Source organism: Hydrogenophaga intermedia (genome assembly GCF_023715105.1).
GTDB lineage: Bacteria > Pseudomonadota > Gammaproteobacteria > Burkholderiales > Burkholderiaceae_C > Hydrogenophaga > Hydrogenophaga intermedia_A.
In genome coordinates this window covers 73875-92692 of the sequence record NZ_JAMBNO010000017.1, presented here as the reverse complement: position 1 = coordinate 92692, position 18818 = coordinate 73875, and the positions used below count along the sequence as shown (strand labels likewise).

20 protein-coding genes are annotated in these 18818 nt (G+C 68.5%); 15 read left to right on the top strand and 5 right to left on the bottom strand.

Annotation, left to right across the window (positions count from 1 at the left end):
- Window positions 1-119 precede the first annotated feature (119 nt).
- The 5 genes from murJ (at window position 120) to M3149_RS16630 (ending at window position 4686) form a co-directional block, all read left to right on the top strand.
- Entirely contained in the window at window positions 120-1685 is a 1566-nt protein-coding gene (gene murJ, locus M3149_RS16650; protein WP_251710667.1) for a murein biosynthesis integral membrane protein MurJ, read from the top strand.
- A 31-nt stretch (window positions 1686-1716) separates the two neighbouring features.
- Window positions 1717-2574 (top strand): SirB1 family protein, encoded by an 858-nt coding sequence (locus M3149_RS16645; protein WP_251710666.1) that lies wholly within the window; start codon window positions 1717-1719, stop codon window positions 2572-2574.
- Window positions 2575-2699: 125 nt separating this feature from the next.
- Entirely contained in the window at window positions 2700-3092 is a 393-nt protein-coding gene (locus tag M3149_RS16640; protein ID WP_251710665.1) for a PA2779 family protein, read from the top strand.
- Window positions 3089-4057: a PA2778 family cysteine peptidase gene (locus M3149_RS16635; protein WP_251710664.1), complete on the top strand. Its 969-nt coding sequence runs from the start codon at window positions 3089-3091 to the stop codon at window positions 4055-4057. The genes M3149_RS16640 and M3149_RS16635 overlap by 4 nt, the downstream gene beginning before the upstream one ends.
- On the top strand, window positions 4054-4686 hold the full coding sequence (locus M3149_RS16630; protein ID WP_251710663.1) for an NAD-dependent epimerase/dehydratase family protein: 633 nt from the start codon (window positions 4054-4056) through the stop codon (window positions 4684-4686). Before M3149_RS16635 ends, M3149_RS16630 begins: the two co-directional genes overlap by 4 nt.
- A gap of 6 nt (window positions 4687-4692) precedes the next feature.
- Here the strand turns inward: M3149_RS16630 and purM are convergent, their stop codons facing one another.
- The gene (gene purM, locus M3149_RS16625) at window positions 4693-5724 is read right to left on the bottom strand and encodes a phosphoribosylformylglycinamidine cyclo-ligase (protein WP_251710662.1); all 1032 of its coding nucleotides are present in this window, start codon (window positions 5722-5724) and stop codon (window positions 4693-4695) included.
- 116 nt (window positions 5725-5840) lie between these two features.
- Between purM and M3149_RS16620 the strand changes: the two genes are divergently transcribed.
- From M3149_RS16620 to M3149_RS16590, 7 genes are all read left to right on the top strand, one after another.
- Window positions 5841-6932, top strand: coding sequence for an AI-2E family transporter (locus tag M3149_RS16620; RefSeq protein WP_251710661.1), 1092 nt, complete (start codon window positions 5841-5843; stop codon window positions 6930-6932).
- Between the two features lie 20 nt (window positions 6933-6952).
- The gene (gene hda / locus M3149_RS16615; RefSeq protein ID WP_251710682.1) at window positions 6953-7639 is read left to right on the top strand and encodes a DnaA regulatory inactivator Hda; all 687 of its coding nucleotides are present in this window, start codon (window positions 6953-6955) and stop codon (window positions 7637-7639) included.
- A gap of 14 nt (window positions 7640-7653) precedes the next feature.
- Entirely contained in the window at window positions 7654-8322 is a 669-nt protein-coding gene (locus M3149_RS16610; protein ID WP_251710660.1) for an HAD family hydrolase, read from the top strand.
- Window positions 8319-9989, top strand: coding sequence for a polynucleotide adenylyltransferase PcnB (pcnB, locus tag M3149_RS16605; RefSeq protein ID WP_251710659.1), 1671 nt, complete (start codon window positions 8319-8321; stop codon window positions 9987-9989). Before M3149_RS16610 ends, pcnB begins: the two co-directional genes overlap by 4 nt.
- Entirely contained in the window at window positions 9976-10455 is a 480-nt protein-coding gene (folK, locus tag M3149_RS16600; protein WP_251710658.1) for a 2-amino-4-hydroxy-6-hydroxymethyldihydropteridine diphosphokinase, read from the top strand. Before pcnB ends, folK begins: the two co-directional genes overlap by 14 nt.
- A 224-nt stretch (window positions 10456-10679) precedes the next feature.
- Window positions 10680-12437, top strand: coding sequence for an FG-GAP repeat protein (locus M3149_RS16595; protein WP_251710657.1), 1758 nt, complete (start codon window positions 10680-10682; stop codon window positions 12435-12437).
- Window positions 12438-12470: 33 nt separating this feature from the next.
- Complete coding sequence (locus M3149_RS16590) at window positions 12471-14192, top strand: hypothetical protein (RefSeq protein ID WP_251710656.1); 1722 nt, start codon at window positions 12471-12473, stop codon at window positions 14190-14192.
- A gap of 24 nt (window positions 14193-14216) precedes the next feature.
- Here the strand turns inward: M3149_RS16590 and pdxH are convergent, their stop codons facing one another.
- Together pdxH and M3149_RS16580 are read right to left on the bottom strand one after the other, a co-directional pair.
- Entirely contained in the window at window positions 14217-14849 is a 633-nt protein-coding gene (gene pdxH, locus M3149_RS16585) for a pyridoxamine 5'-phosphate oxidase (RefSeq protein WP_251710655.1), read from the bottom strand.
- Between the two features lie 12 nt (window positions 14850-14861).
- Window positions 14862-15464, bottom strand: a complete 603-nt coding sequence (locus M3149_RS16580) for a gamma-glutamylcyclotransferase (protein WP_251710654.1) — start codon at window positions 15462-15464, stop codon at window positions 14862-14864.
- 65 nt (window positions 15465-15529) lie between these two features.
- Here M3149_RS16580 and M3149_RS16575 point away from each other — a divergent pair, with 65 nt between their 5' ends.
- Window positions 15530-16039, top strand: coding sequence for an OmpA family protein (locus M3149_RS16575; protein ID WP_251710653.1), 510 nt, complete (start codon window positions 15530-15532; stop codon window positions 16037-16039).
- 66 nt (window positions 16040-16105) lie between these two features.
- Here the strand turns inward: M3149_RS16575 and gloA are convergent, their stop codons facing one another.
- The gene (gene gloA / locus M3149_RS16570) at window positions 16106-16519 is read right to left on the bottom strand and encodes a lactoylglutathione lyase (protein ID WP_251710652.1); all 414 of its coding nucleotides are present in this window, start codon (window positions 16517-16519) and stop codon (window positions 16106-16108) included.
- A 10-nt stretch (window positions 16520-16529) separates the two neighbouring features.
- Window positions 16530-17060, bottom strand: coding sequence for a PaaI family thioesterase (locus M3149_RS16565; protein WP_251710651.1), 531 nt, complete (start codon window positions 17058-17060; stop codon window positions 16530-16532).
- A gap of 52 nt (window positions 17061-17112) precedes the next feature.
- Between M3149_RS16565 and M3149_RS16560 the strand changes: the two genes are divergently transcribed.
- Together M3149_RS16560 and M3149_RS16555 are read left to right on the top strand one after the other, a co-directional pair.
- Window positions 17113-17589, top strand: coding sequence for a MarR family winged helix-turn-helix transcriptional regulator (locus M3149_RS16560; protein WP_251710650.1), 477 nt, complete (start codon window positions 17113-17115; stop codon window positions 17587-17589).
- Entirely contained in the window at window positions 17576-18796 is a 1221-nt protein-coding gene (locus M3149_RS16555) for an MFS transporter (protein ID WP_251710649.1), read from the top strand. Before M3149_RS16560 ends, M3149_RS16555 begins: the two co-directional genes overlap by 14 nt.
- Window positions 18797-18818 lie beyond the last annotated feature (22 nt).

The window sequence follows — 18818 nt, the reverse complement described above, 5'->3', positions numbered from 1 at the left end:
GTGGTGTTCCTTCGGTGTTTGTGGATGTTGCCAGCAAAGCCCGCGATTATAGCCCGGTGCCCCTGGAATGGCCCGGAGGCCCGCTGGAAGGCGGTTAGGGCGCGCTTACACTGCGCGGCGTGTCGCTCTTCAAGTCCGCCTCCCTGGTTTCGCTGCTGACCCTGGCCTCGCGCATCACCGGGTTGGTGCGCGAGCTGCTGATGGCTGCCACCTTCGGTGCCAGCGCCCTGACCGACGCCTTCAACGTCGCCTTTCGCATCCCGAACCTGCTGCGCCGGCTGTTTGCCGAGGGCGCGTTCAGCCAGGCGTTCGTGCCGGTGCTGGCCGCCACCCGCGAAAAGGAGGGGGATGAGGCCACGCGCGAACTGGTGAACCAGATCGCCACGGTGCTCGCCTGGGCGTTGCTGGTCACGAGCGTGCTGGGCGTGGTCGGGGCCCCGGTGCTGGTCTATGCCATGGCCGCCGGCCTGAAGCAGTCGCCAGACGGATTCGATGCCGCGGTCGTCATGACGCGCTGGATGTTTCCCTACATCGCCTTCATGTCCTTCGTGGCACTCGCGGCGGGCGTGCTCAACACCTGGCGGCGGTTTGCCGTGCCGGCTGCCACGCCCGTTCTGCTGAACGTGGCCATGATCGCCGCTGCCTGGCTGGGCGCACCGTGGTTCGGCTCCCTGGGCATCCCGCCCATCTACGCCATAGCCGGCGGTGTGCTGCTGGGCGGTGTGTTGCAACTCGCGGTGCAGATTCCCGCGTTGCGGCGCATCGGCCTGCTACCGCGTATCGGCCTGCGCTGGTCGGCGGTAAGGGCGGCCTGGGCGCACCCGGGCACCCGGCGGGTCACCACGCTCATGCTGCCAGCCCTGCTCGGGGTGAGCGTTGCGCAGTTGTCCCTGCTCATCAACACGCAGATTGCCTCGCATCTGACGGTGGGCAGCGTGAGCTGGCTGACCTACGCCGATCGTCTGATGGAGTTCCCGACAGCCTTGCTCGGCGTGGCGCTGGGCGTGGTGCTGCTGCCTCAACTGGCCGCGGCGCAGGCGGCAGACGACAACGAGCGCTATAGCGCGCTGCTTGACTGGGGCCTGCGCCTGGTGGTGCTGCTGGCCGTGCCCTGTGCGGTGGCCCTGCTCACCTTCGCCCAGCCGCTGGTGGCCGTCCTCTACCACTACGGGCGCTTCGGCGCCGCCGACGTGCAGCAGACGGCCCTGGCGCTCATGGGCTATGGCGCCGGACTGATCGGCCTGATCGCCATCAAGGTGCTGGCACCGGGCTTCTACGCGCGCCAAGACATCCGCACGCCGGTGAAGATCGCCATCGGCGTGCTGGTGCTCACCCAGCTGCTCAACCTCGTGCTGGTGCCTTACCTGGCGCACGCCGGGCTGGCGCTGGCGATCGGGCTCGGGGCACTGGTCAACGCGCTGTTCCTGCTGGTGGGCCTGCGCCGCCGAGGCGCCTACAAGCCGTCGCCCGGCTGGGCGGTGTTCGGTCTGCAGGTGCTGGCGGCCAGCGCGCTGCTGGCGGTGTTTCTCACCTGGGCGGCCTCCCACATGGCATGGATCGATCTGCAGGCCACGGCGCTCACCCGTGTGGGCTTGCTCGCGCTGTGCGTGGTGGGTGCGGCGGCGCTGTACTTCGGCACCCTGGTGCTGGCCGGTTTGAAGTTGCGCCAGTTCGTCCGACAATAGATTCGCCGCGCCGTTGCGGCGACGGGATTCCATGGATTTCTCCCTCGACATCAGCGCGCCCACGCCTCTGGGCTATTTCGCGTCCCTCGTGCGCGACGACGATGCGCTGCCCTTGTTCGAGGCTGCCGCTTCCATCGCCCAGGACGAATACCCCGACCTGGACGTGCAGCAGGTACTGGGTGACGTCGACCAGATGCTTGCGCGCGTCAAACGCCGCTGCCCCGAGGATGCCGGCGCGCTGCAGCGCCTGCGCGTTCTCAACCAGTTCTTCTTCCGCGACATGGGGTTCGGCGGCAACGTCAACAACTACTACGACCCCGACAACAGCTACCTCAACGCGGTGTTGCGCACGCGTCGGGGCATCCCCATCTCGCTCGCGGTGCTGTGGCTCGAACTCGCCCAGGGCCTGGGGCTCAAGGCGCGTGGCGTCAATTTCCCCGGGCACTTCATGATCAAGATCAACCTGCCCAACGGGCAGGTGGTGATCGACCCGTTCACGGGCCAGTCGCTCAGCCGGGAAGACCTCTCGGAGCGGCTGGAGCCCTACAAGCGCCGCAATGGCCTGGTCGACGATTTCGACGTGCCGGTGGGCCTGTATCTGCAAGCGGCGTCGCCGCGCGAGATTCTGGCGCGCATGCTGCGCAACCTGAAGGAGATCCACCGCACCCAGGAGGACTGGCTGCGGCTCGTGTCGGTGCAGGACCGGCTCATCGTGCTGCAGCCTGAGGCCTGGGCAGAGTACCGCGACCGCGGTCTGGCCTGGGCCGAACTCGGCGATGTCCGCCGGGCGGTGGAGGACCTGGAAACCTTCGTAGAGCACACCGACGACGCACTGGAGCGCGCCGCCATCGAGCAGCGGCTGCAGGAATTGCGCCGTGCACCCAACTGAGCCGCGGCCCACCCATCGTCGCCTGTTGCGGACGTTGCCGCGTATCGGCTTGTAAGCCGGGTTGACGCCGGGTATGCGTCCCGGCGAACATTCCAAGGTTCGTCCAACCCCACAGAAGCAACAACATGCGCAACTTCCTTCAACGTACCGTGGCCACCTTGCTGATTCCTGCCATGACGCTCGGGGCCCTGCCACTGTCGGCGCAGGCCGGTCTTGTCAGCACCGAGCAGGCGCTCGTCACCGCGGCGGGTGAAGCCGATCGCAACAAGGTCAGCGAATTCCTCGCTCGCGACGACGTGCGCCAGGCCCTCACGCAGCAAGGTGTGAGCGCGGCCGAAGCCATCGAGCGCGTGCGGGCCATGTCCGACGCCGAGGTGGCGGCGCTGGCCGACCGCGTGGACAGCGCCCCCGCCGGCGCCGGCATCGTGGGCGCGCTGTTCACCATCTTCGTGATCCTGCTCATCACCGACATCCTCGGGTTCACCAAGGTCTTCCCGTTCACCCGTTCCATCCAATGACGCTGCGCTTGCTGCGCCCCACAACCCCCGCCCTGGCGGGGGTTGTGCTTTCTGCGCTCCTGCTGGCCGGGTGCGCAGCGCCGCCGCAGCTGGCGGCGCTGCAGGCGCAGGGCGTGGCGGGCCTGCCTGCGCGAGCGCAGGTCGAGCGCGTGCCGTTCTTTGCACAGCCGGGCGACACGCTGTGCGGACCCACCACGCTGGCCATGGTGGCGCAGGCGGCCGGGCGGACGGTCACACCCGAGCAGCTCACGCCGCAGGTATACCTGCCCGGGCGCCAGGGCGCCTTGCAGGCCGAAATGCTGGCCGCGGCACGGCGCAACGGTCTGGTGCCGTATGTCATCGAACCCAGCCTGAAGGCCTTGCTGCGCGAGCTGGCCAGTGGCGCGCCCGTGCTGGTGCTGCAGAACCTGTCGCTGCCCATGGCACCCCAGTGGCACTACGCGGTGGCGGTGGGCTACGACTGGCCCGCGGGCGAGATCGAGCTGCACTCCGGCACCACGGAGCGCTTGCGCCTGCCGCTGTCCACTTTCGAACGCACCTGGGCGCGTTCGCAACATTGGGCTGTGCGTGTGGCGGCGCCCGACGCCCCGCCAGCCACCGCCGACGGCGCGCGCTGGGCGGCGGCCGTGGCACCGCTGGAACGCCTGGACGTGCAGGCCGCGCACACCGCCTACCAGGCCGGTCTGCGGCGCTGGCCGCAGGTGGCGCTGCTGCACTTCGGTGCCGGCAACACCGCTCACGCGCTGGGCGCAAGCGACGATGCCCGCCGCGCTTTCGAGGCCGCTACCGAGCTGCAGCCCGACTTCGCCGACGCCTGGAACAACCTGGCCTGGCTGCGTCTGCAACGTGGCGACGCGCCCGGTGCGCGCGCGGCCGCGGAGCGAGCTGTTGCCCTGGGCGGGCCGCGCCTGGCCGCCTACCAGGCCACGTGGCGTGCCACCCAGACACCGGGAGACCCGCGATGAAGACCGTCATGGTGGCCGGTGCCACCGGCCTCGTGGGCAGTCATGCGTTGCGCCAGGCGCTGGCCCACCCGCAGGTTGCGCGCGTGGTGGCGCCCACGCGGCGCGCGCTGCCCAGCCACCCGAAGCTGCTGAACCCGGTGGTGGATTTCGAGCGCCTGCCCGAGCAGGCCGAGTGGTGGGCGGTCAATGCCGTGGTATGCACCATCGGCACAACCATGAAGGCCGCCGGCTCGCGCGAGGCCTTCTACCGTGTCGACCACGACCTGCCGCTGCGCGTGGCGCAATGCGCGCTGCGCCAGGGGGCACAGGCCTTCGCCTTCAACTCGGCGCTCGGCGCCGACCTTCGCTCGCGCGTGTTTTATTCACGCACCAAGGGCGAGGTCGAGCGTGACCTGCTGGCGCTGGGTTATCCCTCGCTGACGCTGGTGCGGCCCGGGCTCATTGGCGGTGATCGCCTGGAGCAGCGGCCGCTGGAGCGTTTGTCGATCGGGCTGACCCAGGCCTTGCGGCCGTTGTTGCCGGCGCGCTGGCGCGTGGTACCCGCGGAGGCCATTGCCCGCACGTTGCTGGAGGCCGCGCTCGTTGCCACACCCGGCGTGCGGGTGGTGATGTCCGAGGACATCGCCTGAGGGCGCTCAGCCGACAACCACCGCGGCACCCGCGTCGCGCGGCGCGATGCGACCGATGGTGTAGACCGTCTCGCCCAGGCTGCGCAGCGTGGCGGCGCAGGCCTCGGCCTGGTCGGCGGCGATCACCACCACCATGCCGATGCCGTTGTTGAAGGTGCGGTTCATCTCGATGTCGTCGATGCCCGCGGTCTTTTGCAGCCATGCAAACAACTCGGTCTGAGGCCAGCTACCCTTGACCAGGTGCGCGGCCAGCGCGTCGGGCAGCACGCGCGGGATGTTCTCCAGCAGGCCACCGCCGGTGATGTGGGCCAGGGCCTTGATCGGGTGTTCCTGCAGGGCAGCCAGCACGTTCTTGACGTACAGGCGCGTTGGCTTCATGACCGCCTCGCGAAACGGCAGACCGTCGAGCGTGGCGGGCAGGTTCGCGCCGGCTCGCTCGATGCACTTGCGCACCAGCGAGAAGCCATTGGAGTGCACCCCGTGCGACGCCAGCCCCAGCACCACGTCGCCCTCGGCCACGTTGCGGCCGGTGAGGATCTTCGATTTCTCGACCGCGCCAACGCAAAAGCCCGCCAGGTCGTACTCGCCCGCGGGGTACATGCCAGGCATTTCGGCCGTCTCGCCGCCGATGAGCGCGCAGCCCGAGAGTTCGCAGCCCTTGGCGATACCGCCGACCACCGCTGCCGCGGTGTCGACATCGAGCTTGCCGCAGGCGAAGTAGTCGAGGAAGAACAGCGGCTCGGCGCCCTGCACCAACACATCGTTCACGCTCATGGCCACCAGGTCGATGCCCACCGTGTCGTGCATGTTCCATTCAAAGGCCAGCTTGAGCTTGGTGCCCACGCCGTCGGTGCCGCTCACCAGCACCGGTTCCCGGTAACGCTTGGGCACCTCGAACAGCGCACCGAAGCCGCCGATGCCGGCCAGCACGCCCTCGCGCATGGTTTTTTTCGCCAGCGGCTTGATGCGCTCGACCAGGGCATCGCCGGCATCGATGTCGACGCCGGCGTCTTTGTAGGACAGGGGGGTGGTGCTCATGACGGGGGGCCGGGCGGGCCGGTGCAGGGGGCAAAGGGCGGCGCCAGGGGCGACCGATAGAATTCGGGACCGGATTTTACGGGCCCGCCCTCGCGCGCCGCGCCCCGGCCCGCTCCATGAACTTCACTCCCACGCAGATCCGAGTCGCCGCCTGGGCCGTCATTGCCCTGGTCATCGTGCTGCTGCTCACGCTGCTGGCACCGGTGCTGATGCCGTTCCTGCTGGCCATCGGCATCGCCTACGCGTTGCACCCGCTGGTCGAGCGCATGGCCGCGCGGGGTGTGCCGCGCTGGCTGGGCGCGGGCTTGGCCATCACCATGCTCATGCTGGTGCTGCTGGCCGTCGTGCTGTTGATCGTGCCCGTCATCTCGCAGCAGGTCCCGCTGCTCAAGGAGCAGGTGCCGGCGCTCCTGGAGCGGCTCAACGCCTTCATTGCGCCGCTGGCCGCGCGCCTGGGCATCAGCGCCCAGATCGACGTGCAGCAGGTCGGGCGCTGGCTGTCGCAGCTCGTCAGCGGCAACGAGAGCGAACTGCTGGCCGGTCTCCTGTCATCGCTGCGCATCGGTGGCAGTGCCGTCGCTGCGCTGTTCGGCAACCTGTTCCTCATGCCCATCGTGGCCTTCTACCTGCTGATCGACTGGTCAGCCCTGGTCGAACGCGCCAAGCGGCTCATTCCGCCGCGCTGGCGCGAGTCGGTGCAGAGCTTCCTGGACGAGACCGATGGCGTGCTGGGCCAATACCTGCGCGGCCAGTTGTTGGTGATGGGCGTGCTCGCCGTGTTCTACACGGTGGCGCTGGCGCTCATCGGCCTGAACCTGGCGTTGCCGATCGGCGTGTTCACCGGACTGGCCGTGTTCGTGCCGTACCTGGGTTTCGGTCTCGGCATGGTGCTCGCCGTGCTGGCGGCGTTACTGGAGTTCCAGTCCGTCGCGGGGGTGCTGGCCGTGGTCGCGGTCTACCTGCTGGGCCAGGTGGTCGAGAGCCTGTACCTCACGCCGCGTCTGGTGGGCGAAGCGATCGGCCTGCACCCGATTGCCGTCATCTTTGCGCTGCTGGCCTTCGGTCACCTGTTCGGTTTCGTGGGCGTGCTGCTGGCGCTGCCGGCCAGCGCCGTGCTGCTGGTGGCGGCGCGCCGCCTGAAGCAACAGTATCTGGCGAGCGACCTGTACCACAAGGCGCCCGTGACACGCAGCGAGCCCAAGCCGTGAACAGCCCGGCGCCGCAGCCCATGAAGCAACTCGCGCTGGACATCGGGCTGGCGCCCGTGCCCACGCTCGAGAACTTCGTGCCCGTGGGCAATGAAGCGGCGCTCGACCACCTGCGCTTGTGGGTGGGCAACCCGCAGCGATCACCCGTGCCCACTCTCCTGTGGGGGGAGGGCGGTAGCGGCAAGACGCACCTGCTGCGTGCGGTCCGCGAGGCCGTGCGCGAGCACGGCGCCCCCGTGGGCTGGATGGACGCCAGCACCCACGATCCGGCCGATTTCGACGAGCGCTGGGAGGCCGTGCTGCTCGACGACGTACACCTCTACACCGCCACGCAGCAGGCCGCGGCCTTCAACTGGTTCGTCAATGCCCAGAACCCGGCGCACGGCTCTGCGCGCTGGGTGCTCGCCACAAGCGACCGTCCGCCCGCCGATCTGCTGCTGCGCGAAGACCTGCGCACCCGCCTGGGCTGGGGCCACGTGTACCAGTTGCGCGCACTCGGCGAGTCCGAGCGGCGCTCGGTGCTGCGCCGCGCCGCCGACGAGCGTGGTGTCTTCCTCGGCGACGAGGTGATGGACTTCATGCTCACCCGCTTCTCGCGCGACCTCTCCAGCCTCATGCTGCTGCTCGAACGCCTGGACGGCTACGCCCTGCGTACCCAGCGCGCCATCACCATTCCGCTCATCCGCTCCATGCTGGAAGACGAGTGAGCAGACCCTTCACGATGCGACTCGCCCTTTTCGATCTCGACCATACGCTCATTCCCCTGGACTCCGACCACGCCTGGGGCGAATTCACCGTGCGCCTGGGCTGGCGCGATGCCGACGCCTTTCGGCGCGCCAACGATGGCTATTACGCCGCCTACAAGGACGGCACGCTCGACATCCACGACTACGTGCGCTTCGCCATCGACGCGGTGCGTGAGCGTGGTCTCGCCGAAGGGCGCCGCGCACACGAGCGCTTCATGGCCGAGGTGATCCGCCCCGCCATCACCGACGGCGCACGCGCCCTGGTGCGCCGCCACCAGGAGGCCGGCGACACCGTCATCATCGTCACCGCCACCAACGGCTTCGTCACCCGCCCGATCGCCCAGGCCTTCGGCGTGGACCACCTCATCGCGATCGATCTCGAGACCGACGCCCGGGGCGAGTACACCGGTGCCATTGCCGGCGTGCCCTCGTTTCGCGAAGGCAAGGTCGCGCGTGTGGAACAATGGCTTGCAGATCGCGGTCTGCGCTGGCCCGATCTGGCCCACAGCACCTTCTACAGCGACTCGATGAACGACCTGCCGCTGCTCGAGCGGGTGCACGAACCGGTGGCCACCAACCCCGATCAGCGCCTCGCCACCCTGGCGCAACAGCGCGGCTGGCGCATCCTCAATCTTTTCGAATGATCAAGAAGTTCTTTGACAAGCTGTTGGGCAAGTCCCGTGGCACCCGGGCTGCCTCGCGCTTCGGCAAGCGCGAGGACGTGCCGGCCAGCGTGCACGGCATCGACCCGAAGCTGGTGGACCAGCGCGCGCTCGACGTGGTGCACACCCTCAAGCAGGCCGGCTTCGAGGCCTACATCGTCGGTGGTGCGGTGCGCGACCTGCTGCTCGGCCTGCGTCCCAAGGATTTCGACGTCGCCACCAACGCCACGCCCGAACAGGTCAAGGGGTTGTTCCGCCGCGCCTTCATCATCGGTCGGCGCTTTCGCATCGTTCACGTGGTGTACGGCCGCGGCCGCGAGCACGAGGTGATCGAGGTCTCCACCTTCCGCGCCTACCTCGACAGTGCCGACGCCGAGCAGGTGGCCGGCAACGAGCGCACCAGCAAGGGCGAACTCTCGGGCATGAAGCACGCGGTGGACGCCAGCGGGCGCGTGCTGCGCGACAACGTCTGGGGCCCGATCGAGCAGGACGCGGCGCGCCGCGACTTTTCGGTCAACGCCATGTACTACGACCCCGAATCGCAGACCGTGGTCGACTTCCACCACGGCATCCGCGACGCACAGAAGAAGCAGCTGCGCATGATCGGCGATGCCGCGACGCGCTACCGCGAAGACCCGGTGCGCATCATCCGCGCCACGCGCTTTGCGGCCAAGCTGGCGCACCTGGGCTTCAAGCTTGAGGCGAAAACGCGCGATCCGTTGATCGCCTGCCTGCCGCTGCTGCAAGAGGTGCCGCAAAGCCGCCTGTTCGACGAGATGCTCAAGCTGCTGCAGACCGGCCATGCGCTGGCCAGCGTGGCGCAACTCAAGGCCCTGGGCCTGGACCGCGGCATCTACCCGCTGCTCGACGTGGTGGTGCAGCGCGCTGACGACCCGTTTGTGCAGCTTGCATTGCAGGACACCGACCGCCGCGTGGGCGAGGGCAAGCCCGTGGCGCCGAGCTTCCTGCTCGCCTGCGTGCTCTGGGCCGACGTGCGCCGCGGTTGGGAGCGCCGCCTCGAATCGCGCCCTGGCCACAAGCCGGTGCCGGCCTTCGCGGCGCTGCAGGACGCGATCGACGAGGCCTTCGACGCGCGTATCGGTGATGTGTCCGGCCGCGGCAAGCTGGGTGCCGACATGCGCGAGATCTGGCTCATGCAGCCGCGCTTTGACAAGCGCACCGGCACGGGCGTGTTCACGCTGGTGGAGCAGCCGCGTTTTCGCGCCGGCTTCGACTTCCTGCGCCTGCGCGCACAGGTCGGCGAGGTGGAGGAAGAACTGGCCCACTGGTGGGAGACCTTCAGCACCGCGAGCGACGAGCGCCGCCAGGACATGGTCGACGCGCAGCGCAGCAGCGGCCGCGGCACACCCAAGGCGCGGCGCGTCAAGCGCGGCGACCCGGACCACCCGGCCGGTGCGACGCCAGCGGGTGAAGACGATCCGCGCTGGCGCAAGGCCGGGGATGACGAGGACGATGGTGATGTCGAGAGCGGTGAAGCAGATACTGCCGACACCACCGAGGCGGGCACCGATGGTATGGCTGTGCCTGCAAAGAAGCGCCGCCGTCGGCGCCGCAAGCCCAATGGGGCTCCTCGCGCCGCGGATGGCAGCGATAACGGCCCGCCCGGTGGCGGCGATGCCGCGCCCTGAGGTCTGCGCGTACGTGGCCCTCGGGGCCAACCTGGGCGACGCCGTGAGTGCTGTGCGCGCGGCGCTCGACGCACTCGCGCGAATGGACGGCTTGCGCCTGCTGCGCGCTTCCTCCCTTTACCGCAGCGCGCCTCACGACGCACAGGGCCCCGACTTCATCAACGCGGTGGCCGAGGTGGCAACCACGCTGAATGCGCCGGCCCTGCTGCAGGCGCTGCAGTTGATCGAGCGAGCGGCTGGTCGCGAGCGCCCGTACCGCAACGCGCCGCGCACGCTCGACCTCGACCTGCTGTTTTACGGTGACGCGCGCATCGATTCGCCCACACTCACCGTGCCCCACCCGCGCTGGCGCGAACGCGCGTTCGTGTTGGTGCCCCTGGCCGAAATCGCTCCGCAGCGGGTGCCCGCCGATGTCCTGGCTTCGGTCGCCGACCAGCGCATTGAACGCCTGATCCGGCCTGCCTGAGCGCTGCTGCTCGCCCGGGCTTTCCCGGCCCGTTGATGCCCTTTGCCCGGTGGTTTTCGCCTTCTCGGCGCGCGAGCCGCATCGGGCCGTGGCGGCTACTGCAATCGAAGTATTCATGTCCGCCGAACCCGGCTGGCCGGTCGCGGGTCGTTCCGGCTGCAGGGTCGCGCGATGGTGGCCCTAGATTGCCGGCCTTTCCCAACGCACCCCTTGTGAGCCCGCTCATGAATTTCCTCGGCCACTTGATCCGCCCGTTCATGGCGATGAGTGTCCTCGCCATGGCCGCTTGTGGCGGCGGCGGTGGAGGCGGCAACGGCAGCGAGGCCATCTCCAGCGGCATGGTGCGTCTGAGCGTGTCGGCCCAGGCGATCAAGACCCTGGCCTTTCAGTGGGACGCCGTTCCCGAGGCGACTCATTACCGACTGCTGGAGGACATCGATGGCCCGGAAGGACCACAAGGTGAATCGCTGCTGCGGGAACTGCTGGCCGGGCAGTCGAGCCACGTACAGCAGGAGGTGTTTCTGCCCGAGCGGGTGAATGCGCGCTACCGACTGCAGGTTTGCCAAGGCGCCGATTGCGTCAGCTCCGCGCCCGTGGGCATCGAGCAGATCAACCGGGGCATCGGCTATTTCAAGGCCTCCAACACCGCGGCGGGAGACGAGTTTGGCGAGGGCTTGGCGCTGTCAGCCGATGGTCAGATGCTGGCGGTTGGAGCCCACTTGGAGGATGGCCTGAACGAAGGGATCGATTCGACCCCGGACCGGAGCGCGGGCGACGCCAACGTCGGGGCGGTCTATGTATTTCGCCGCGGCGAGACCGGTTGGGTGCAGGAGGCCTACATCAAGCCGGCGCATGCGCAGCCGGGAGCGCGGTTTGGCTATCGTGTGGCCTTGTCCGGCAAGGGCAACGTGCTGCTGGTGGGAGCGCCTGGTGACAGCAGTGACGGTTCGGGCCTCGCAGCCGATCCGCAAGCCAGCCCGCCACTGACCAACAGCGGCGCGGTCCATGTGTTCGAACGCGATGTCAACGCTCAATGGGCGCAAGTGACATATATCAAGGCCGAAGCCCCCGCTGCGCAGGCGCAATTCGGCAAATCGGTCAGCCTCTCTTACGACGGAACCTTGGCCGCGGTAGGGCACCCCGATGGTGCCGATGGTGGGCGCGTGTCCTTGTACCGCCGTCTGCCCGATGGCTGGGAGTTCCATCAAGTGGTTCAAGGCAGCAACACCGAAGGCGGCGATACCTTTGGCGAAGTGGTGCAGCTGGACCCTGAAGGCGAAACCCTGGTGGTAGGGGCCTCGGGCGAGGACGGGTCGACCGATACGGCGGGCGCCGACAACGGCTCGAGCGAGTCGGGTGCTGTCTATGTGTTCCGGCGCAAGGCGGGCAACGACGTGTTGGATGAGTGGAATGAAGTGGCCTACCTCAAGGCGCCTGAGACGCGCGTGAACGGCGATTTCGGTTATGCCGTTGCCCTGTCGAACCGTGCTGAGACGATCGTGATCGGTGAGCCGGGGAACGGCGGCAGCTTGTCTGGGGGCGGGCGTGCCCACGTATTTCGGCAGCAGGGCAACGTCTGGATCAGCGAGGCTGTCTACCTGACACCACCTCAACCCCAGGCTAACGTCTTTTTCGGCGACAAACTGGCCTTGTCGGCCGATGGCATGACCCTGGCAATCGCAGATCCCTTTGAAAGCAGTGGTGGCCTCGGGCTGGGAAGCGTCCCGTCGTTCGATGGCCAGACCTTCAACTCGGGCACCGTGTACTTGTACCGCCGAGGCCTTGGTGGCGCCTGGTCGGCCCCCACCACCATAAAGGCACCCAACAACAGTTCCGAGATCTATTTCGGCTGGTCGCTGGCGCTGTCCGCCAGCGGGAAAAGTCTTGCGATCTGCGCGTCGGACCACAGCCGCAGCACCGGCATCGGCGGTGACATGACCGATGAATCCGCGCGCTATACGGGTGCAGTGACCTTGTATTGATACCGCGAGATGAAGCCCATAGTCCCGACTGCCATGCCCCGGATCTTTCTTGCTGTGACGCTGCTGGTGCTGAGTGCCTGTGGTGGATCGCCAGGCACGTCTTCCTCGCCAGGGGGAAATACCGCGACGGTTGACGCACAGGCGGCGCCCCCTGCACCCACTGCCTTGCAGGTGCGGGTAGAAAGCACCAAGAACCTGCGCTTTGATTGGCCGAGCGTGGTGGGTGCCAACAGCCTCGCGCTGTGGGTAGACCCCGATGGAGAGTCCGGGGCGCAGTTGCCGCGCGAACTGCAACCGTTGGCGCCCAACGCGCAGTCCCACGCGCTCAGCGTGTTTCTGCCCGAAGCGCTGGGCGCACGCTACCGGCTGCGCGCATGCAATGTTGCCGGTTGCAGCGATTCAGCATGGGTGGGCGTGGACGATCTCAATCCGGCCATCGGCTACCTCAAGGCCTCGAACGCGGCAGCGGGGGATTTGTCCGGATGGGCCATTGCGCTGTCTGCCAATGGCGAGCGCGTGGCCATCGCGGCGCTGGAAGAAGATGGTCTCGTGGGCGGTGTCAACGGCATCGAGGATCGCGGCGCGTCCAACTGGAACACGGGCGCGGTCTACGTCTTTCAACGCGGGGCCTCAGGCTGGCGGCAGGAGGCGCGCCTCAAGCATTCGCATCCCGACTGGGGCGATACGTTCGGCTCGGACCTCGATCTGTCCGACGATGGACGGGTGCTTCTGGTGGGTGCGCCCAACGACGACAGCCCCGGCAGCGACCCCGGTGCGGGCGGCCTGGGCGATGCAGGCGCCGCCTTCGTTTTCGAGCGCGATGAAGCAGGGCAGTGGCGTCAGGCGGCCTACCTCAAACCACCGGTATCGCGCGCCAACGCGCAATTTGGCCTGCACGTGGCCCTGTCGGGCAACGGTGCGTGGGCTGCGGTGAATGCCCGTGGTGTGACCACGATGTCCGCCACCATGTTTCGCCGCACGGTCGCGGGTTGGGAATTTGCCGCGTCGCTGCCTGCAGGCAACAACGCCGATGACCGGTTCGCCGGCCGGCGTCTGTCGCTTGACCGCGAAGGACTCACGCTGGCCGTGGGCGTGGCCACCCACAGCTATCCAGGCCAGGAGGTGGACCCGGCACTTCCGTCTGGCGCGGTGCAGGTCGGTGCGGTCGAGATCTTCGGGCGCGGGGCGAACGATCAGTGGAGCCTGGCCGCGCGCTTGCGTCCCACCGTGGCCGCCCCGCGTATGTCCTTTGGCTGGGCCACAGCGCTCAGCGCCGATGGTGGGCGTCTCGTGGTGGGCGCTTCGCCCCGGGAGTGGGACGTGGCCTTTCGCGGTGGCGCATACGTGTTTGATCTCTTGCCCGGTGGCTGGACACAAACCGCGGCCCTGCTGCCGTCGCCAGGAGCTACCTCCATGCGGGCCGGCTTCGCGGTCGACATCAGCGGCGACGGCCGCAGCCTCGTGACCACGGATGTGGAGGAGCCGGGGCCTGGTCAAGGGCTGGAGGCGAACGCACCAGCGATGCCCGTGGGCGGGGCCGTGGACTGGTACCGCGAGCAGGACGACGGACAGTGGCAGTTGGCACGTCGCCTCAAGGCACCCAATAACCAGCCTAACCTCTATTTCGGATGGGGGGTCGCGCTGTCTGCCGACGGTCAGACGCTGGCCGCGGGCGCCCTCGGAGAATCCAGCGCGGCGGGCACCGACATGAACGATCGCTCGGCGTCGTTCGCGGGGGCGGCTTACCTGTATTGAGGCGTCTGCGCAGCGCTCGTCGGCTCAGGGCGCAAGCCGCTCGCGCACCCAGGCGCCGCCGTCCTGCCGGTAGCGCAGCCGGTCGTGCAGGCGGCTCTTGCGCCCTTGCCAGAACTCCCATGCGCTGGGTACCAGCCGATAGCCGCCCCAGTGCGGCGGGCGCGGCGGGTTGAGCAGGAACTGGGCGCCGTATTTCGCGGCGTTCGTCACCAGCACGGTGCGGCCGTCGATCACCTCGCTCTGCGGGCTGGCCCAGGCGCCGATGCGGCTGTCCAGCGGGCGGCTGTGGAAGTAGGCGTCGCTTTCCTCGTCGCTTACCTTCTCCACCCGGCCCTCGATGCGCACCACGCGCTCGAGCTCGACCCAGTGGAACTGCAGCGCCGCGAAAGGGTTGCCCGCGAGTTCGCGGCCCTTGCGGCTGTGGTAATTCGTGTACCAGACGATGCCGCGCGCGTCATAGCCCTTGATGAGCACCACGCGTGTGCTCGGGCGCAGGTCCGAACCGACGGTGGCCAGCGTCATGGCGTTGGGTTCGGGCACTTCCGCAGCGATGGCTTCGTTGAGCCATTGTTCGAACTGGCGCAACGGGTCGGCATGCGACGCGTCTTCGCTCAGTTCGGCTTTTTCGTAACTCTTGCGCAGGTCGGCGATGTTCATGGTGATGGTGCGTCAAGGCGCCAGATGGAGCAGTCTCTCCAGCGCGTGGTCGTGGATGCCATGGGCCTTCAAGCCTTCGAAGGTCTGGCGCGCGTAGTCGAGTGTGGTGCCGTAGCGCCCGCAGGATCGGCTGAAGATGTCGCGGTAGCGCTCGGGCGGCAGGTGACCGGTGTAGCTCGGGCTGCGGCGCGAGAGCGTGAAGGCCAGTGCGCGCACCTCGCCCCGGGGCGTGACCACGCGCAGCCATTTCGGGTCATACACCGGGTTGGGCATCTCGCGCGCCCACAAGCGCGGCATCAGTGCCTCCACCTGCGCGTGCGGCACGCGCAGGGCCAGACCATCGCAACTGCCGCCGGCCATGAGGGCGAACACCAGGCCGGGGCATTCGGGTGTACCGCGGTTCACGCGGCTCCACATCTGCAGGCAGCGGTGGTAGCCATGCACGCGCGCCGGGCGGCTTTCCGCGGCCTCGAACTCCGGTCGCCAGACCAGCGAGGCGTAGGCGAACACCCAGAGATCCGGGCGCGTGCCCTGGGCACGCCACTCGGCCAGGGTCTCGGCCATCATCGCCGCGCCGTCGCGCTCGGCGGGGTTCCAGGTGGTGGGGCGTTTCATGGTGTCACGTGGCCTGCCTACAATCGCAGGCTTGTCTGTCACACCACATTTGAGGAATCCGTCGCATGGCCACACAGGATAGCGAACCCGAGCAGCGTGTCGTCGCGGTGGTGCTGATTGCCCTCATCACGCTCATCGTTGGCAGTGTGTTGGGCCTGGGCGTGTTCTCGGCACGTGGCGTCAAGCCCGCCACGGCGCCAGCCGCCGGCACCACCGTACCGGCCGCGGCCAGCCTGCCGTCGTCCGATGCCAGCGTGGTGGTCGAGAACGGTGTGGTGAAGTTCTACTTCGCCTCCGGCAAGGCCGAGCTTGCGCCAGGCGCGCTCGCCGCCCTGGGCGAGGCCATCGCCGCGGCCAAGGACGGCGCACGGCTGGTGATTTCGGGCTTTCACGACGCCACCGGCGATCCGGCCTTCAACGCCGAACTGGCCAGGCAGCGTGCCCTCGCGGTGCGCGATGCACTCATCGGTGCCGGCGTGGCCGAATCCAGCCTGGAGCTGAAGAAGCCCGAGATGACCACCGGCAGCGGCGCCAACGCCGAAGCGCGTCGGGTCGAGGTGGTGATCGCCCGCTGAGCGTGGCGCGCGGCCCGAGAAAAAGGCCACCCGCGGGTGGCCTTTTTCTCGGGCCTGTCGCCGCAATCAGCGCAGCCCCTGGCCCGCCGCCTGATCGTCGGCGCGTTGTATCAATTCGATCTTGTAGCCGTCCGGGTCCGTCACGAAGGCGATCACCGTGGTGCCGCCCTTTACCGGGCCGGCCTCGCGCGTCACGTTGCCGCCGGCGGCCTTGATCTTCTCGCAGGCCGCGTAGGCGTCCGCCACGCCCAGGGCGATATGGCCGTAGGCGGTGCCCATCTCGTACTGCTCCACCCCCCAGTTGTAGGTGAGCTCGATCTCGGCCTGCGCCGGATTGCTCTCGAAGCCGAGGAAAGCAAGCGAGTACTTGTACTCGGGGTTCTCGGAGGTGCGCAGCAGCTTCATGCCGAGCACGTTGGTGTAGAAGTCGATCGAGCGCTGCAGGTTGCCCACGCGCAGCATGGTGTGAAGGATTCGCATGGCGTGATTGTCACCTTGCTTCGAAAACCAGGCAGGTTGTCGTGGCATGCGCGTACAGGGTGCCGTCCGGGCCCACCAGGCGGGCCTCGGCGGTGGCCAGTTGGCGCCCGGCGTGAATGACCCGACCGATGGCGCGCACGCGCGGCACCTTGGGTGACAGTGCCTTCACCAGGTTCACGCCGAGCTCGGCGGTGGTGTAGGCGCGGCCGGGCGGCATCTTGGTGTGCACGGCGCAGCCCAGCGCCGAGTCGAGCAGGGTGGCGAACCAGCCGCCGTGCACCGTGCCCATCGGATTGAAGTGCCGTGGCAGTGGGGTGCCCTGGAAGGTGGCCATGCCGTCGTCCACGCTCAGCAGGGTGAAGTCCAGCGTGGCCGCGATGGGCGGGTAGGGCAGCTCGCCGCGCAGCATGGCCTGCATCAGTTCCAGCCCGCTCCTGCCGGTCACTTGTTCGGCCGTGGCAACGCCTGCACCCGGGCCGCGGCCCATCATCTCCAGCACGGCCTTCTCCTCCGCCAGCCATTGTTCCAGGGTGTCGCTCATGGGTTTCTCCGATAAAGTTGCATATGCATGAATTGTAGATACAATGATCAGCATGTCGCCTGTCACCGCCGCGTCAAGCACCACCGTCAAGCCGCAGGGCTGCACCAACCTCAAGCTGCGCCAGCTGGTGCGTGTGGTCGGCGCGCATTACGACGCCGAGGTCGGCAAGACTGGCCTGAAGACCACGCAGTATTCGCTGCTGTCCTACATCTGCAAGCTCGGGCCGATCCGCGCGGTGGAGCTGGCGCAGCAGATGCACATGAGTGCTTCCACGCTGTCGCGCAACCTGCGCCCGCTGATCGACGCGGGGTGGGTGGAGCAGGCCCCCGGGCCCGACGCGCGCAGCTGGTTCATCCAGGCCACGGCCGACGGTCACGCCAAGCGCACCGAAGCGCAGCGCCGCTGGCGCGCCGCGCAGGAGGCGCTCAATGCACGCCTGGGTGCACAGCGCGTGGTGGCGCTGCACGCCCTGATCGACGAATCTCTGACGATCCTTGACGACGAAGGAGCCGACCTTGGCCACGAATGACTCGCGCACCCGCCTGTGGTGGCTGGTGCTGCTGGCGGCGGCCGGCACCTTTGCACTCACCATGGGCACGCGCCAGACCATGGGTTTCTTCCTCTCGCCCATCAACACGGCCACCGGCCTGGGTGTGGCCAGCATCAGCCTGGCGTTTGCCTTCGGCCAGCTCTGGTGGGGCCTCACGCAGCCGTTTGCGGGTGCCTTTGCCGACCGCGTGGGCGCGGGCCGTGTGCTGCTGCTTGGCGTGAGTCTGGTGGCCCTGGGCACCTTCCTCACGCCCTACATGACGAGCACCTGGGGCCTGATCGTCGCGCTCGGCATCCTGGCCGCGGGCGGCGCCGGCATGGCGGGGCCGTCGGTGCTGATGGCGGCCACCAGCCGGTTGATCCCACCCGAGCGGCGCGGCCTGGCCACCGGCGTGGTCAACGCGGGCGGCTCGTTCGGCCAGTTCCTGATGGCACCGCTGGCGGCCACGCTCACGGCGAGCCTGGGCTGGGTGGGTGCACTGCAGGCGCTGGCGCTCATCGTACTGCTGGCCTTGCCGGCGGCATTCGTGCTGCGCGGCGGGCCGCTGTCGCCTGCCGGGGCTGCAGCGCCCGTCGCGCTGCCTGCCCGCGAGGCGCTGGGCAAGGCGCTGCGCCACCCGGGCTATCTCATGCTGTCGGCCGGCTTTTTCGTCTGCGGTTTCCACGTCGCTTTCCTGGCCACCCACCTGCCGGGCGTGGTGGCTGCCTGCGGTCTGCCGGCACCGGTGGGCGCGTGGGCGCTGGGCATCATCGGCCTGTTCAACATCGTCGGCAGCCTGGCCATGGGTTGGGCCGTCGGCCGCTGGCGCATGAAGTCGCTGCTGGCGCTGGTGTACGCCACGCGTGCCCTGGCGGTACTGGTGTTCCTGCTGGCCCCCAAGACGGAGGCGGTGATGCTGGTGTTCGCCGCGGTGATGGGGCTCACCTTCCTGTCCACCGTGCCGCCCACGGTGGGCCTGGTGGCCAAATTCTTCGGCGTGGGCAACCTGGCCATGCTGTTCGGCGCGGTGATGTTTGCGCACCAGATCGGCGGCTTTCTCGGCGCCTGGCTGGGCGGGCGCGTGTTCGAGGCCACGGGCAACTACGACTGGGTCTGGTACATCGACATCGTGCTCGCCGTGGGCGCCGCGCTGGTGCACCTGCCGATTCGCGAGGCACGGCCCGCGCCGCGTGTGCAGCCGGCTTGAGGCCTTGCGGGGCCGACCCGCG